We start from the raw sequence: 14,615 nt of genomic DNA, 5'->3' as shown, positions 1-14,615 counted from the left end.
AACCTAGGGGAGCACGTGTCCGAGATCAGATACGACCGCGGATGGTTCGACGCCCACATTCGTTACTGGGGCGGCGTCAGCGATGACATGGAGCAGTTTGCCCAGCGAACCGACCTGCAGCCCAAGCTTCGAAGCTTCCCCCACGTCGTGGGTGGTTCAGATGATGAGGGGCAGCGGCTGCGCGCGGCGCTGAGCCGCTTCGATGAGGCAATGACCGACGAGTTGACGACGGCCTCCGATGCCATGTCGGCGGTCGAGAGCACGCTGCGGCGGGCCCGACAGATCTACGAGGAGCAGGAACAAGAGGCCGAGGATCTGGCGAACAACACCGATCCCGAGCCCGAGTTGGAACGCCACTACTTCAAGCCGTTCGGAGGCCAGTGATGAGTGATCGACTGACAATCTCGGGCACCCCGCGGCTGGGTGGCACTGGGGTCGAGGCGCCACGACTCGGTTCGGGCAGTGGAGCCGGGCCCGAGGTCCACGAGATTCCCGAGGTTGAATGGGGTCGCGGCGACGGCCCCCGGCTGGAACGCAGGCCCCGGCTGGAGGGCGGCCCCGAATGGCGTTTCCTCCCCAAGCCGCCGATGATCCCGCTGCCGGTGGACCCCTACAGCAGCCTGCTGAATCGCACTCTTGACCAGGCGCGCACGGTGATCCGGCGAGCCCAGCTGGCGCTGATGCCGATCGCGGTGCCTTACGCCCCTGCCCATCAGGCCGACGCGGGATTCACCAGTGATGTCTCCTCGGGCCCCGCGGTGCTGCGGCCGATTCCCCAGATCCCGACCCTGCCCGCCTGGCCGACCGATCAGGCGCGGCGTCAGTACGTCGAGTTGGGTCAGGAAGTCGAGCGACTGCAGCAGCGGGCCCGGGAGCTGGCGAGCACCTTCCGGACCGGGGACGACCTGGAGCAGTACGCCGAACAGGTCGCCGACCACAAGCGTGGCCTGGAGACCTGGACCGAGAAGCTGGCCCCGGTCACCTTGGAAAACCTGCATCCGGGCGAATGGTGGGAGGGCCTGGCAGGTGAGGGCTACCGCAGCCAGGTCAGCAAGCAGGCCGAGTCGCTGCCGGGACTGATCGAGAGCACCGAGAAGGTCCATGGCGAGCTGACCGCGCTGGAGCGGGAGCTGAACGACACCCTGCTGGACCTGGCCGGAGAGTGGGTGATGGCGTACCTGATGCTGTCGAGCTCGACCAGTCGGGTGAGCAGCGAATTCGGTGCCATCATCTCGTTGCCGTTCATCCGTCAGCAGGTCACGAGCCTGGCCGACGGTATGGAACGGTGGGCGACCAGCTACGCGCGGGTCGGCACCGTGGCTGACACCATCACCCAGTTGGCCGACCAGCTGCCGCCATGGACCAGTCCGTTGCGCCTCTTGGTCGGGGAGGCCTACACCGCATGAGTCAGTGGGAGATCGAGGAGGATCCGACGGCGGCCCGGGCTGACAGCCAGGACGCCGATCCGACCGGTGCCCCGACAGCGGATGCAGCGGCGGCGCCGGTGCCGGTGATCGGCCTGGCCGTGGACGAGTTGGACCGCATTGTGGCCGTGCACGTCGCCGAGGACTGGCAGCAGCAGGTCGGCGATGCCACCGGCTTGGCGGTGGCGGTGCTGGTGGCACTCGCCGACGAGCAGGCTGCTCAGGCAGAGGCCGGGGCCGGCATTGCGATCCGGCAGCTCGACCGGGCCGAACGTGCTGACTACCTGATGCAGCTGTGGTCGCTGCAGCAGGAGACCGGTCGGCAGTTGGAGGAGTTGGGCGCTGCAGAGCCTCAGCTGGTGCGCTCGGCCAATGAGCGCGTGCAGGCGCAAGTCAGCGCCGGCGCCATCGTCAGCCTCGGCATCGACCAGGACTGGGCGGCCCATGCCTCCCCGCGTGACCTGGGGGCGGTGCTGGTCGAGGTGATTCAACTCGCGGCCCGGACGCAGAGCCCGATGCCAGGCTTGGCACACCTGCGCCGGATCCGGCACGAATTCAACTGAGGCATTCGACAGCACGGGTGCTGTTGCCGTACCGGATTCGGGTTGGTGTGCGATACTGGCTCGCAGGTGGGGCACCAACCGGGTGCCCAACTGGGTGCCCGGTGAGATCCCGAGCACGGAGCACCGCGACCAGTGGTGGGCCCGGAAAGCCCCTTGGACCGCGGTACCGGCAGGCGCCCAATCACCGTCAGCTTTGGTCGTCGCTCGGTCCTGACCGGGCGATGACTTTCAGGGGTGGACCCTTTGGTCCGCCTGAAGGAGTGTGCATGGACGACAACCAGCACGATGAACAGCTTCCCCTCACCACCGACGCGGCAATCGATGCCGAACCGGCCGCTGAGGAAGAAACCGACGAGACCCCGGTGGCGGTCGACGAAGTCGAGGTCGACGAAGTCGAGAACGAGGCCGACGAGTTCGAGGAAGAGCCGGTGGTGACCACGCCGCCGGCCCCGCAGTTCTCCGCCTCCGAGACGACAGCCTCCTCCGACGCGGCTGCTGCCCAGCCGCCGCGCCGCCGCGCTGCCAGCCGTCCCGCCGGCCCGCCGCAGATCCCCGCCACCGTCTTCGCGGTCGGCGAACCTGTCACCGCCGCGGCCCCGCAGACCCGCACCGGCACCGCAGCCCCGGTGGCTGCCGCTGGAACCGACCAGGCCCCGCCCCGGCCCGCCCGTCGCCGCGCCACCCGCCAGGCAGGTACGCCGGCGCCGGTGACCGCGTCGCCGATCACCTCGGAGCAGTCAAGCCCCGAGCAGTCAAACACCGAGAAGTCGAGCCCCGAGCACCCCGCCGACGACCAGAAGTCCGCACCATCGAGCACCCAGACCGGACCCTCCGACGAGGTTGCGGAGCGGTTGAACTCCTTGGCCGAAGCCTTGGGCGCAGCATCGTCTGAGAGCAGCGATGACGAGGACGACTCCACCGAGAGCCGACGCCCCTCGCGTCGTCGTCGTGGTGGCCGTCGCTCCCAGCGTTCCAGCGAGGGCACCGCTGACGGCAATGACAACGACGAGTCCGAGGACGAGGACACCACCTCGGCGGACTCGACCGAGAACGAGAACACTGACGACAACGAGAGTTCGGACAACTCCGAGGACTCCAACGACAGCTCCGAGAATTCCGACAGCGACGATGACGGCCAGCCGCGCCGGCGTCGACGCCGTCGGGGCGGTCGTCGGCGCCGTCGTGGCAGCAGCGACGACAACGACGGCCAGCAGTCGGGGGACAGCTCCGACAACGGTGACGCGGATTCTGACGACTCCCAGCAGGGCGAGGGCGGCAGCGAGGACACCGGCGATGATTCCGGTGACGGTCAGCCGCGCCGGCGTCGTCGGCGTCGCAGTCGCAGCGGCTCGAGCTCCTCGGACAGCACCGGGGACGACGGCATCACCGCCATCCAGGGCTCCACGCGGCTGGAGGCCAAGCGCCAGCGTCGCCGCGAGGGACGCAGCGCCGGCCGCCGGCGTACGCCGATCCTGAGTGAGTCGGAGTTCTTGGCCCGCCGCGAGTCGGTGGAGCGCAAGATGATCATCCGGCAGGCCGAGGACTACTCCCAGATCGCCGTCCTTGAGGACGGCGTGTTGGTCGAGCACTACGTCGACAAGGCGAGCGCCACCAGCCTGATCGGCAACGTCTACCTGGGCCGGATCCAGAACGTGCTGCCCTCGATGGAGGCCGCCTTCATCGACATCGGCCGCGGCCGCAACGCCGTGCTGTACGCCGGTGAGGTCAACTGGGACGCCTTCGGGGCCCACGGCCAGGACCGCAAGATCGAGCAGGTCTTCAAGTCCGGTCAGACCGTGCTGGTGCAGGTCACCAAGGACCCGGTCGGCGCCAAGGGCGCCCGGCTCACCAGCCACATCTCGATCCCCGGTCGCTACGTCGTCTACAGCCCCGACGGTCACCTGTCGGGCATCTCCCGCAAGCTGGCTGATGCCGAACGCAAGCGGCTGAAGTCGATCCTCGATGTCCACGTCGAGGACAAGGAAGCCGTCATCGTGCGTACGGCGGCTGAGGGAGCCAGCGAGGAAGAACTCGTTCGCGACGTCACCCGCCTCAAGGACGCCTGGAAGGCGATCGAGAAGAAGGCCAAGTCCGGCGGCGGCCCGCACCAGCTCTACACCGAGCCGGACCTGACCGTCCGGATCGTGCGGGACCTGTTCACCGAGGACTTCTCCGAACTGGTCATCGACGGTCTCGGCGGACCTGACGACGCGTACGAGCGTGTGATGGCGTACGCACAGAACGTCGCCCCGCACCTGGCCGACCGGATCAGCCGATGGGGCTCCGAGGATGAGACCGAGGACGAGCAGGCCGAGGCGAACGACTCCGCAGAGCAGGACGCTGCCGAGCCGGCCGAGGTCGTCGCGGAAGCACCCGCGGAGGACGCCGCTGCTGAGGAGGCGCCCGCGGAGGAGACGGCCGAGCCGGATGAGGCACCCAAGCCGGTGCCGCACCCGCCGAAGCGACCCTCGCCGGCTGACGTGCCGGCCCGCCGCCGCGGACCGGACGTGTTCGAGGCCTACCGGATCGACGAGCAGATCGCCAAGGCCCTGGAGCGGGCGGTCTATCTGCCCTCGGGTGGTTCGCTGATCATCGACCGCACCGAGGCGATGACCGTCATCGACGTCAACACCGGCAAGTTCACCGGCAAGGGCGGCAACCTCGAATCGACCATCACCTCGAACAACCTCGAGGCGGCCGAGGAGATCGTGCGTCAGCTGCGGCTGCGTGACATCGGCGGCATCATTGTGGTCGACTTCATCGACATGGTGCTGCCGGCCAACCGGGAGCTGCTGCTGCGCCGTCTGGTCGAATGTCTGGGTCGGGACCGCACCCGCCACCAGGTCAGCGAGGTCACCAGTCTGGGTCTGGTCCAGATGACCCGCAAGAAGATCGGTACCGGTCTGGCAGAGGCCTTCACCGAGACCTGCGAGCACTGTGAGGGACGCGGGTATCACACCCACGACGCCCCGGTGGACACCCAGGCCCCAGCCGATGGTGGTGACCGCAACAACGGCGGCGGCAACCGTCGTGGCCGGCGGCGCAAGAACTGACCTGGCTCGTCGGCGCCGGTCGGTTCAGTTGCCGTCCGGCGCCGGGGCGCTGGCCCAGGTCTGGTCAGCGGGCAGTCCCCGCGAGACCGGCTGCAACTGACCCTCTCCGGTGACCGGCTGCTGCCACCCGGACATCCCGGGGCGACTGCGTCGGACGAACCAGTCGTGCAGCGCCTGATCGAGATCGGCACGGATGCCGGCACAGCTGTCATCGCTGGCGCGATTGACGCTCTGATCAGGATCCTCGCCCCGGTGATAGAGCTCCACCGGCCCGTCGGGCCGGGTGATCCAGCTCCAGTCACCGTCGGTGATCATCCGACCCCCGCCATACTCCGAGGCCACCACCACGGTCTCGCGTCCGGCCACCTCGCCGCGCAGCAGACCGGCGAAGGACTCCCCGGCTGCCCACTGATCCGGCTCGGGCGACACCCCCGCCAACTCGCAGATGGTGGGATGCAGATCGGTGCCCGACAGCAGCGCGTCGCTGACCCCGGCCGGCCCGCCTGGGACGTGCACCAGGCCGGGCACTCGCACCGAGTTGTCCCAGAAGTTCAACGGATCGGTGCCGTTGCCTTTGCCCCAGATGCCGTGGTGGCCACACGAGAAGCCGTTGTCGGACAGGAAGAAGATGATCGTCGACGCGGCCAGACCACGCTGCGCCAGGTCGGCACGCAATCGTCCCAGGCCGGCATCGACGGCCGACAGACTCGCCGCATAGCCGGTGAGGGCCGTACGCGGGTCGGCCCATGCCTGCGTGAAGGCTCCGCGGCGCGCCCACGGATGGGGTTCGGCCGGCCGGGGGACCGAAGGAAAGTCGGTGCCGGCGTAGAGGTCGGTCCAGCGCCTTGGATGTCCGGTGAACCACGGGTCGTGGGGTGCCGTGAAATTCAGCTGCAGCAGGAAGGGCCGGTCCTTCGGGCGTACGTCGAGCGCGTGCAGGCCCTCCTCGACCACCGCATCGGTGAAATAGCGCGGTTCTGTGGCGGGCTCACCGTCGCGCCAGATTGGGGCGTTGAGATAGGGGCCGCCGCCGAACCGATGGGCGTACCAGAAGTCGTAGCCCGGCGCCGGCGTACGCGCGTCGCCGACGTGCCACTTGCCCGACATGGCGCACCAATAACCGGCGCGGCTGAGGGTTTCGGCGGTGGTCGGCTGCCCGGCCAGATAGGCATCGGCGTGGTCGCGCGGGTCGCGGCCGCCGACCAGCCAGTCGTGCACCCCGTGGCCGATGGCGTACGCCCGGTGAGCAGTGAGGCGCGAGCCGGGGAACAGACCGGGGAGGCGCAGTGCAGGTTGTCGAGCTCGAGGGAGGTGTCCAGCAGTGCCTGCAGGTGCGGCATCTGCAGCTCGGGCATCCGGTGCGGCATGGCCCAGCGGCCCTGGTCATCAGTCAGGATGACCACGATGTTGGGTCGGTCGATGTGCACGTTCACATCATGCCGGACTAGCCCAGCAGCCACGTCTGTACGCCGGTCCACACCGCCACGGTGAAGAGCAGACCTCCGAAGACGATCGTCAGCGTGGAGGGCCGTGCTCGCTGCGCCAGCGGCCCGCCGAGCAGCCCGCCGACCATGGAGCCGAGGGTGAACAGTCCCACCAGCAGCCAGTTGATCTCCACGGGCTGACCGATCCGGGCGAGCAGCGCGACCGCGGTGGTGATGACCATGACCAGCAGCGAGGTGCCGGTGGCGTGGCGCATCGAGAAGCCCAGCGCCAGGGTGAGGGCTGGCACCACGGCGAAACCGCCGCCGACGCCGAAGAAGCCGGTCAGGAAACCCGTCACTGAGGCAGCGGCCACCAGCACCACCAGCTGGCGCGGGTCGCTCAGCAGTCCGCGCAGGCCCGGCTGCGGGCCGGTCGCATGGGTGGTGTCTGGTTCGGGATGATCGACCACCGGCTCGTCCGGTTGGCTGACCCGGGTTGCCTCCGCCGCTTCCCGGTGCCGGGTCTGGCGGGCCTTGCGCAGCATCAGCAGGCCCACGGCCAACAACAACGCCGCGAAGGTGGTCAGCAGCCAGGCCTGGGGGACCAGCGGGTTGAGCAAGGACCCGGCCACGGTGCCGATGACGCCGATCGCGGCGAAGCTGATGCCTTCACCCCAGCGGATCTGCTGGGGATTCTTCAGGGCGCGTTGGATCAGGCTGACGGCTGCCGTGACGCCCACGATCACCAAGGATTCGGCGGTGGCGTTGTGGGGGTCCTGGCCCAGCACGTAGATCAAGATGGGGACCGACAGGATGCCGCCGCCGGCGCCGAGTGCGCCGACCACGATGCCGACGCCCAGGCCGACCAGCAGCGGAATGAGCCACTCCATGTAGTCTCCTGGATGTCGAGGGCGAGCCGCCCAGCAGTGTATCGGCGCGGTCTGCCGGTCGCGGTTTGACCGTTTCCCGGGCACACCGTAAAGTTGGTCCTCGGCGTGCGCTCCCGGGAAGTTCCACCTCTGGCGAGCGTTGCCAGATGCAAATGTTGACTCGCTCAGCCATCCGGCTGGCCTCGCGGCCCCGGGGTGATGCGGGAGCGGATCAAGGGACAGACAGAGAGTAGGTCAGGCGTGTACGCGATCGTGCGCAGTGGCGGACGCCAGCACAAGGTGGCCGTTGGCGACGTTGTCGAGATTGACAAGGTTGTCGACGAGGTCGGCTCCAGTGTTGAGCTGAGCCCGTTGATGGTGGTGGACGGTGACAAGGTGACCGTCGACCCCGACGCCCTCGGCAAGGTCAGCGTGACCGCCGAGGTCCTGGCCGAAACCAAGGGCCCGAAGATTCGGATCGTCAAGTACAAGAACAAGACCGGCTACCGCAAGCGCCAGGGCCATCGCCAGCGCTACAGCCAGGTCAAGGTCACCGGTATCGAGAACTGAGGTCGGGAAATGGCACACAAGAAGGGCGCGTCCTCGACGCGAAACGGTCGTGACTCCAACGCCCAGCGCCTCGGCGTGAAGCGATTCGGTGGTCAGGAAGTCAACGCCGGCGAGATCATCCTGCGCCAGCGGGGCACCAAGTATCACCCCGGCGACGGCGTCGGCCGTGGCAAGGACGACACCCTCTTCGCGCTGATCGCGGGCCGGGTCGAGTTCGGCACCCGTCGCGGCCGCAAGGTCGTCAACATCGCCGGCGAGTGAATCAGTCCCACTGATCTGAAGCATCTGCTCGAGGCGGCCCCATGGCGGGGCCGCCTCGAGTTTTTTGTGGCGGATGTCACTTGAGTGGGGTGTCAGATGCTGCTGGTGGGCGTCAGAGCAGCACCCCGCCGAGGACGGTGTCGCTGACGGTGAGGTCGGCCTGCCACAGCACCAGATCGGCGCGGGCGCCGGGGGCGAGGACGCCCAGATCCGTACGCCCGAGCAGTCGCGCCGGTCGTTCGGAGACCAGCGCCATCACCTCGGCGAGCGGCCATCCCAGCCGGAGAGCCAGGTGACGCACCATGCCGTCCAGCGCAGTCACCGAACCGCCGAAGGCATCTTGGCCAACCACCATGCCGACCCCGTCAGAGACAACACATTCGACGTCGCCGAGCCGGTAGCGGTAGCCGTCGGGCATCCCGATGCCGATGGTGCCGTCAGAGACCACCACGAGTCGCTCCCCGAGGCAGGACCGGGCAATGTCCAACAGCTCCGGCGGCAGATGACAGCCGTCGGCGATCACCTCACCGGTGATGCTGGGATGGGCCAGACACGCCTCGATTGCGCCGGGCACTCGCCACGGTCCTTGCCGGTGGAAGGTGGTCATGCCGCTCCACAGGTGGGTGGCATGGGTCAGGCCGGCCTCGACGGCGCGGGCCAGGTCGGCGACGCCGGCCTCGGTGTGCCCCAACGCGGCGATGGTGCCAGCCTCGGCCAGTGCGCGGCACAGTTCCTCGCTGCCGTCCCGTTCCGCAGCCAGAGTCACCATCGCGACCGAGGGTCGAGGCAACCACTCCTGCCAGCTGGACTCCGCCGGGCTGACCAGATGTTTGGGATCCTGGGCTCCGCACTGGGCCACTGACAGGAACGGTCCCTCCAGATGTACGCCGGCGATCGCTGCCGCCTCGGGAGCCGGGGTCTGCGAGGTGAGCTCGTCCGCCCGTTGGCACATGTCCGCAACCGGGCCGGAGACCAGGCTGGGCACCACGGTGGTGGTGCCGTGCTTGGCCAGCCAGCTCAGCGCCGGCGTGGGGTCACCGGCACCGAAGGACACCCCGGCGGCGCCGTGGATGTGGGTGTCGATCATGCCGGGCGTGACCAGACGCCCCGCCGCGTCCACCTGGGGCAGGTCGGCCGGCGCCTGGCCCGGCGGGGCCACTGCGGCCAACGTGGAGCCAGTCACGACGAGGTCCCGGCGTACCCGATCGTCGCCGATCAGGACCTCTCCGCCGACCAGCACCCAGTCGCTGGGCCGCTGCGTCATTTCGGCAGCTGGGAGGCCGACTCGGGATCCAGGTGCAGTGTGGCGGTCGGCGTACGCTGCAGGATCGAGGCCGGGCAATCAGTGGTGATCGGGCCGGTCAGGGCAGCGGCCACCGCGGCGGCCTTGCGCTCCTCGGGCACACACACGATCTGGTGGGTGCTGCTCAGCAACGCCGGGATGCTGAGCGACAGCGCGGTCGCCGGGACATCGGCCTGGGTGGGGAAGTGGCCCTCGTTGACCTGTTGACGCAGCGATTCCGGGGTCAGTGCGATCTCCTGGCACCAGCGCTCGGTGTCGAACTCGGCCACGCCGGGCTCGTTGAAGGCCAGGTGGCCGTTCTCGCCGATGCCCATGCACACCAGGTCCAGCGGAGCCTCGTGCAGCAGATCCTCATAGCGACGGGCCTCGGTCTCCGGATCGGCATTGCCGTCGATGTAGTGGACCTGAGCCGGGTGCAGGCGCTCCTCGACCCGTTCCCGGATCCAGCGTCGGAAGGAGGCCGGGTGGTTGGCATCGATGCCGACGTACTCGTCCATGTGGAAGACGGTCACCTTGGACCAGTCGACGTCCTGGCTGGGCAGGGCGTCGGTGATCGGAAACTGGGAGTTGCCCGTGGCGACGACGACTCGGGCGCTGCCATTGCTGTCAATGGCAGCGTTGATGATCGCGGCGGCTTGCTGTGCGGCAGCGGCGCCGAGCTCGGCGGTGGTGGAGTGAAACTCCACCCGAAGGTCTTGATAGCGTTGGCTGGTCATGGAGTGAGTATGCAAGCGTTTGCTGCAAGAATGCAATGCTGTCGCTGAAAATGGTGCCGCGAAATCGACGCCGATCACGTGTACGCACAACAGCCCGATCGGGCAGGAGGCCGGAGCATGACTGTCACGTTGGCAGATGTCGCCAAGCGAGTCGGAGTGAGTGCCTCGACGGTGTCGCGGGCACTGTCCTCACCGGACAAGGTCAATCCGCAGACTCGTCAGGAGATCATGGCGGCGGTCGAGGCGATGGGGTACGTCCCCAACCAGGTCGCCAAGTCGCTCAACTCGGGGCGCCGCGATGCATTGGGGATTGTGGTGCCCGACATCGCCAATCCGTTCTTCCCGCCGATCATCAAGGCGGTCCAGGCGCGTGCCGCGCGACTGGGGCATTCGGTCCTCATCAGCGATTCCGATGAGCAGACTCGCGACGAACTGGGTCTGGTGCGGGAGCTGGTGAAGCGTTCCGACGGCGTCATCGTGGTCTCCCCGCGCAGCGATCCGGGCGCGCTGGCCGACCTGGCCGCGCGTGAGGTGATCGTCTTCATCAACCGTGAGATCGAGGGTGCGGTCAATGTCCTGATCGACGACGGCGTCGGGGTTGGGCAGGCGGTGGAGCACCTCCACGCACTGGGTCATCGCAGGGTCTGTTACCTCGCCGGACCAGCGCGTTCCTGGTCCAACAAGGTACGCCGGGCCGCGGCCCGGGAGGCCGCTGAACGGGTCGGCGTCGAACTGGTGGAGTACGGCCCGTTCAACCCACAGATGCAGGCCGGCGTACGGGCTGCCGACCTGGTGGTGGCCAGCGGCGCGACCGGGGTGATCGCGTACGACGACCTGATCGCCAGTGGTCTGATGCTGCGACTGGCCCAGCGTGGCGTGTCGGTGCCGGGGGACATCTCCGTCATCGGCGTGGACAATTCGGCCTTGTCCGGGATGAGCTATCCCACTCTCACCAGCGTCTCGGTGCCCTGTTATGACGCCGGCGTCACCGCCGTCAACATCATGAACGAACACCTCTCGGGCAAGCGGGTGGAACCCCAGACAATCCAGCTCGAGACCGAGCTGGTGGTCCGCGGGTCGACCGGCGATTGTCCGCGCTGACGCGGACGCACCCCTTGACACCGGTCCCAGCCATGAGCATTCTTGATGCACACGGTTGCTGCAATTGCAGCATCGTGCACGGAGGTTGATCGACCAACCTCCGGCTCATGGCAAAGACGCGGAGGTGTGGGCGTGACGGACGGTCAGCTGGTGCAGACGGACCGGTCGCTGCGAATTGGCGTGGTGGGCTTCGGCAACCGCGGCATCATCGCTCACCGCGCCCTCGACACCGACGAGGCCCGTCGCCATGGTGACCAGGTGGTCGCGGTCTCCGACCCGGGGCCAGCCGCCCAACAGCGTGGCCAGGAGCTCTTCGGCGCCGACCTCGCGGTCGGGGACAGCGTGAGCACCGTCATCGACGCCGGTGTGGACGCCGCGATCGTGACCTCACCCGACGACGCCCACTGCGAACAGGTGGTGGCGCTGTTGGAGGCCGGCATCGCAGTCTTCTGCGACAAGCCGATGGCGATCACCACAGCAGAGGCGGACCTGATCCTGACGACCGCCCATCGCACCGGCAGCAAGCTCTACGTCGGCCACAACATGCGCCACATGCCGGTGATCCGGCTGATGAAGGAGATCATCGACTCCGGCCGGATCGGCGAGGTCAAGGCCGTCTGGGTGCGACACTTCATCGGTGAGGGCGGGGACCGATTCTTCCGGGACTGGCACGCCGACCGGCGTCGGGTCAACTCCCTGCTGCTGCAGAAGGGCAGCCACGACCTCGACATCATCCACTGGCTCGCCGGCGGCTACACCAGCCGCGTCTCCGCGATGGGCGGGCTGACCGTCTACGGCGACATCGAAGGCCGCGACGACCACGCCGGCCAGCGGGTCACCGACTGGATCAGCGACCAGAACTGGCCCCCGACCGAGCTGCCCGACGTCAACCCGGTGGTCGACGTCGAGGACCTGCAGCAGGTCAACCTGGCGCTGGACAACGGCGTGTACGCGACCTACGCCGAATGCCACTTCACCCCCGATGACTGGCGCAACTACACCGTCATCGGCACCCGCGGCCGGCTCGAGAACGTCGGCATGGAAGGCCAGGTCCGGGTCTGGGACCGCCGCAAGGCCTTCAATGAGCGCGGCGACGAGGAGATTCCGGTGCCCGCCGCCCAGGGCGGCCACCACGGCGCCGACCCCACCATGCTTGCTGAGTTCCTGGCCTTCGTGCGCACCGGCGTACCGACGCTGACCAATCCAGTCGCTGCCCGGTATGCCGTCGCAGCCGGGGACTTCGCCACCCAGTCGCTGCGCACCGGCGGCAGCACTCTCCCGATTCCCACCCTCGACCCCAACCTCCGCGCCTACTTCGAGGCCGGTCAGGACCGACACGGAAGGATCCAGTGATGTCGCCTTCAACTCCCCATCAGACCCCTCGATCGCAGCTGCGACGCAGGACATTCTTGGGACTTGCTGCCGCGGCGACCGCGCTGCCGGCGCTGCAGGCCTGTTCGCCGCAGGAACCGCTGCCGCCCGGTGGTCCGGGTGGCAATGGTGGCGGTGGGACCGCCGCCAAGGAAGCCCCTTCGCTCACCCAGCTGGTCGACAGTGGCCAGTTGCCGCCGCTGGAGGAGCGACTGCCGGCGACCCCGGCGGTGGCCCAGTCGCACGGCTCGGACGCGGCGTACGGCGGCACGTTGCGGCGCGCCACCCTCAACGACACCGACACCTCCAACCTGCTGGCACTGGCCGGCGCTGCGCTGATCGAGTGGAGCAGCGACGGCAAGAGCTTCGTGGAGGATGTGGCTGAGTCCTTCGAGCCCAGCGACGACTTCAGCAGCTACACCATCAAGCTGCGCGAGGGGCTGAAATGGTCCGACGGTGAGCCCTTCACCACTGCCGACCTGATGTTCCTCTTCGAGGACTGGCTCGGCAACAAGACCATGGTCCCGTCGGCTCCCTACTGGGTGGCCTCGCCGGACAAGAGCTTCCCGACGGCTGAGGCGAACGGTGACTTTGAGCTGACGGTCACCTTCTCGATGCCCAACCCGCTGTGGTGGAAGTACCTGTGCAACCCTGCGGTGGGCACCCAGTTCCTCAAGCCGGCGCACTACCTCAAGGAGTTCCACGCCGACTACGCCGACAAGGCGGCCCTCGATGCCGCGGTGGCCGAGGCCGGACTGGACACCTGGGACAAGCTGTTCGCGCTCAAGGACAATGCCTGGACCAACCCGGACCGGCCGGTGCTGGGGGCGTACGTGCTGGACCAGCCGATCATCCCCTCGGGCACCGCGACCATGAAGCGCAACCCGTACTACTACAAGGTCGACGGCGAGGGCCGGCAGCTGCCCTACATCGACGACTTGCAGATCCAGAAGCTGGACCGTTCGGCGCTGGACCTGCGTGTCTCCAACGGTGACATCGACTTCCAGGGGTACGGCCTCAGCTTCGGTGCCGCGCAGGTCTATCTGCAGAACGCCGATGCGAACAACTACCAGATCCGCCGCTGGGAGGAGCCCTCGGTGTTGGGCCTGCTGCCCAACCTGTCGCATGCCGACCCGGTGGTACGGGAGCTGTTCAACCTGACCGACTTCCGGGTCGCGATGTCGCACGCCATCAATCGCGACACCCTCAACAAGACCCTGCTCGGTGGGATCGGTGTGGTCGCCCAGGCCACCTGTGTCGAGTCCGATGAATACTGGACCTCCGGGGTGGGGGAGCAGTACCTCGAGTTCGACCAGGCCAAGGCGGCCTCGCTGCTGGACGGGATCGGTGCCGCGACGGGCCCCGACGGCACCCGTGTCTTCAAGGGAAAGCCGCTCGACTTCGTGATCATGTACGTCGACAACGCGGCCGGGGCAATCAAGCCGACCGAGGCGTACAACTCGGTGGTGGCCGACTTGGCCAAGATCGGCGTCAAGCTCTTCCTTCGACCGGTCGACAGCCAGCTCTATGCCCAGAGTCGCTCCAGCAACGACTTCGACTTCGACGGTACGCCGGTGCCCCGGTCCTACTTCGACCTCGAGCCGGTCTGGTACATCCCGACCGCGGGCAACTCCCACACGGCGCCGGCCTTCGGCAACTGGTACGCCTCGGGCGGCACCGCAGGTGAGGAGCCGACCGGGGTCTGCGCCGAACTGGTGAAGCTGTGGGACGAGTTGCGCGCCGCTCCGTCGGACCAGGCGCGGATCTCGACCGGGCAGGCCATCCAGAAGCTGCATTCGGATGAGTGCGTGATGATCGGTCTGGTCGGCAACCCGTTCGCCCCCGTGGTGGTGAGCAACACCGTCAAGAACGTTCGCGAGGACGAGCCGCAGCTGGCCTTCGTGCTGGGTCGGGACAAGTTCTCCACCCCGGAGCAGCTGTGCATCGTTGAGGGCTGACG

At 68.0% G+C, this 14,615-nt stretch carries 13 protein-coding genes and 1 pseudogene; 9 read left to right on the top strand and 5 right to left on the bottom strand.

What is annotated here, in order from left to right:
- The first annotated feature begins 15 nt into the window (after window positions 1-15).
- The 4 genes from CGZ91_RS00665 to CGZ91_RS00650 all read left to right on the top strand — a co-directional run bounded on the left by CGZ91_RS00665 (window position 16) and on the right by CGZ91_RS00650 (window position 5,040).
- The gene (locus CGZ91_RS00665) at window positions 16-384 is read left to right on the top strand and encodes a hypothetical protein (protein ID WP_094450426.1); all 369 of its coding nucleotides are present in this window, start codon (window positions 16-18) and stop codon (window positions 382-384) included.
- Window positions 384-1,406: a hypothetical protein gene (locus CGZ91_RS00660; RefSeq protein ID WP_094452085.1), complete on the top strand. Its 1,023-nt coding sequence runs from the start codon at window positions 384-386 to the stop codon at window positions 1,404-1,406. Before CGZ91_RS00665 ends, CGZ91_RS00660 begins: the two co-directional genes overlap by 1 nt.
- Window positions 1,403-1,987, top strand: a complete 585-nt coding sequence (locus CGZ91_RS00655; RefSeq protein WP_094452084.1) for a hypothetical protein — start codon at window positions 1,403-1,405, stop codon at window positions 1,985-1,987. The genes CGZ91_RS00660 and CGZ91_RS00655 overlap by 4 nt, the downstream gene beginning before the upstream one ends.
- 266 nt (window positions 1,988-2,253) lie before the next feature.
- On the top strand, window positions 2,254-5,040 hold the full coding sequence (locus CGZ91_RS00650; RefSeq protein WP_229116339.1) for a ribonuclease E/G: 2,787 nt from the start codon (window positions 2,254-2,256) through the stop codon (window positions 5,038-5,040).
- Window positions 5,041-5,064: 24 nt separating this feature from the next.
- On the opposite strand, the gene CGZ91_RS00640 is transcribed toward CGZ91_RS00650, so the two are convergent.
- The 3 genes and pseudogenes from CGZ91_RS00640 to CGZ91_RS00635 form a co-directional block, all read right to left on the bottom strand.
- Window positions 5,065-6,258, bottom strand: a complete 1,194-nt coding sequence (locus tag CGZ91_RS00640) for a sulfatase-like hydrolase/transferase (protein ID WP_179229152.1) — start codon at window positions 6,256-6,258, stop codon at window positions 5,065-5,067.
- A gap of 53 nt (window positions 6,259-6,311) precedes the next feature.
- Window positions 6,312-6,395: pseudogene (locus CGZ91_RS14875) on the bottom strand (hypothetical protein); the annotation flags it as partial.
- An 89-nt stretch (window positions 6,396-6,484) separates the two neighbouring features.
- Window positions 6,485-7,354, bottom strand: coding sequence for a sulfite exporter TauE/SafE family protein (locus tag CGZ91_RS00635; RefSeq protein ID WP_094452083.1), 870 nt, complete (start codon window positions 7,352-7,354; stop codon window positions 6,485-6,487).
- Between the two features lie 240 nt (window positions 7,355-7,594).
- Here CGZ91_RS00635 and rplU point away from each other — a divergent pair, with 240 nt between their 5' ends.
- Both rplU and rpmA read left to right on the top strand, forming a co-directional pair.
- Window positions 7,595-7,903, top strand: a complete 309-nt coding sequence (gene rplU, locus CGZ91_RS00630) for a 50S ribosomal protein L21 (protein ID WP_094451313.1) — start codon at window positions 7,595-7,597, stop codon at window positions 7,901-7,903.
- Window positions 7,904-7,912: 9 nt separating this feature from the next.
- Window positions 7,913-8,164, top strand: coding sequence for a 50S ribosomal protein L27 (gene rpmA / locus CGZ91_RS00625; RefSeq protein WP_094451314.1), 252 nt, complete (start codon window positions 7,913-7,915; stop codon window positions 8,162-8,164).
- A gap of 112 nt (window positions 8,165-8,276) precedes the next feature.
- Here rpmA and CGZ91_RS00620 read toward each other — a convergent pair whose 3' ends face one another.
- Together CGZ91_RS00620 and CGZ91_RS00615 are read right to left on the bottom strand one after the other, a co-directional pair.
- Complete coding sequence (locus CGZ91_RS00620) at window positions 8,277-9,428, bottom strand: N-acetylglucosamine-6-phosphate deacetylase (RefSeq protein WP_094452082.1); 1,152 nt, start codon at window positions 9,426-9,428, stop codon at window positions 8,277-8,279.
- On the bottom strand, window positions 9,425-10,183 hold the full coding sequence (locus CGZ91_RS00615) for a 6-phosphogluconolactonase (protein WP_094452081.1): 759 nt from the start codon (window positions 10,181-10,183) through the stop codon (window positions 9,425-9,427). Before CGZ91_RS00615 ends, CGZ91_RS00620 begins: the two co-directional genes overlap by 4 nt.
- A 117-nt stretch (window positions 10,184-10,300) precedes the next feature.
- Here CGZ91_RS00615 and CGZ91_RS00610 point away from each other — a divergent pair, with 117 nt between their 5' ends.
- The 3 genes from CGZ91_RS00610 to CGZ91_RS00600 all read left to right on the top strand — a co-directional run bounded on the left by CGZ91_RS00610 (window position 10,301) and on the right by CGZ91_RS00600 (window position 14,613).
- Entirely contained in the window at window positions 10,301-11,284 is a 984-nt protein-coding gene (locus tag CGZ91_RS00610; RefSeq protein WP_094452080.1) for a LacI family DNA-binding transcriptional regulator, read from the top strand.
- A gap of 132 nt (window positions 11,285-11,416) precedes the next feature.
- Complete coding sequence (locus tag CGZ91_RS00605; RefSeq protein ID WP_229116338.1) at window positions 11,417-12,637, top strand: Gfo/Idh/MocA family protein; 1,221 nt, start codon at window positions 11,417-11,419, stop codon at window positions 12,635-12,637.
- Window positions 12,638-12,693: 56 nt separating this feature from the next.
- Window positions 12,694-14,613, top strand: a complete 1,920-nt coding sequence (locus CGZ91_RS00600) for an ABC transporter substrate-binding protein (protein WP_179229151.1) — start codon at window positions 12,694-12,696, stop codon at window positions 14,611-14,613.
- The last annotated feature ends 2 nt before the right edge of the window (window positions 14,614-14,615 follow it).

This window comes from Parenemella sanctibonifatiensis (genome assembly GCF_002250565.1).
GTDB lineage: Bacteria > Actinomycetota > Actinomycetes > Propionibacteriales > Propionibacteriaceae > Parenemella > Parenemella sanctibonifatiensis.
The sequence above is the reverse complement of the archived record's forward strand: the minus strand, read 5'-3'. Positions and strand labels throughout refer to the sequence as shown.

Excerpts from the sequence above, each read along its gene's own strand:
- CGZ91_RS00615 (WP_094452081.1), bottom strand. The coding sequence starts at position 10,183 with ATGACCAGCCAACGCTATCAAGACCTTCGGGTGGAGTTTCACTCCACC.
- CGZ91_RS00660 (WP_094452085.1), top strand. The coding sequence starts at position 384 with ATGAGTGATCGACTGACAATCTCGGGCACCCCGCGGCTGGGTGGCACT.
- CGZ91_RS00650 (WP_229116339.1), top strand. The coding sequence starts at position 2,254 with ATGGACGACAACCAGCACGATGAACAGCTTCCCCTCACCACCGACGCG.
- CGZ91_RS00635 (WP_094452083.1), bottom strand. The coding sequence starts at position 7,354 with ATGGAGTGGCTCATTCCGCTGCTGGTCGGCCTGGGCGTCGGCATCGTG.
- rpmA (WP_094451314.1), top strand. The coding sequence starts at position 7,913 with ATGGCACACAAGAAGGGCGCGTCCTCGACGCGAAACGGTCGTGACTCC.
- CGZ91_RS00620 (WP_094452082.1), bottom strand. The coding sequence starts at position 9,428 with ATGACGCAGCGGCCCAGCGACTGGGTGCTGGTCGGCGGAGAGGTCCTG.
- CGZ91_RS00610 (WP_094452080.1), top strand. The coding sequence starts at position 10,301 with ATGACTGTCACGTTGGCAGATGTCGCCAAGCGAGTCGGAGTGAGTGCC.
- CGZ91_RS00655 (WP_094452084.1), top strand. The coding sequence starts at position 1,403 with ATGAGTCAGTGGGAGATCGAGGAGGATCCGACGGCGGCCCGGGCTGAC.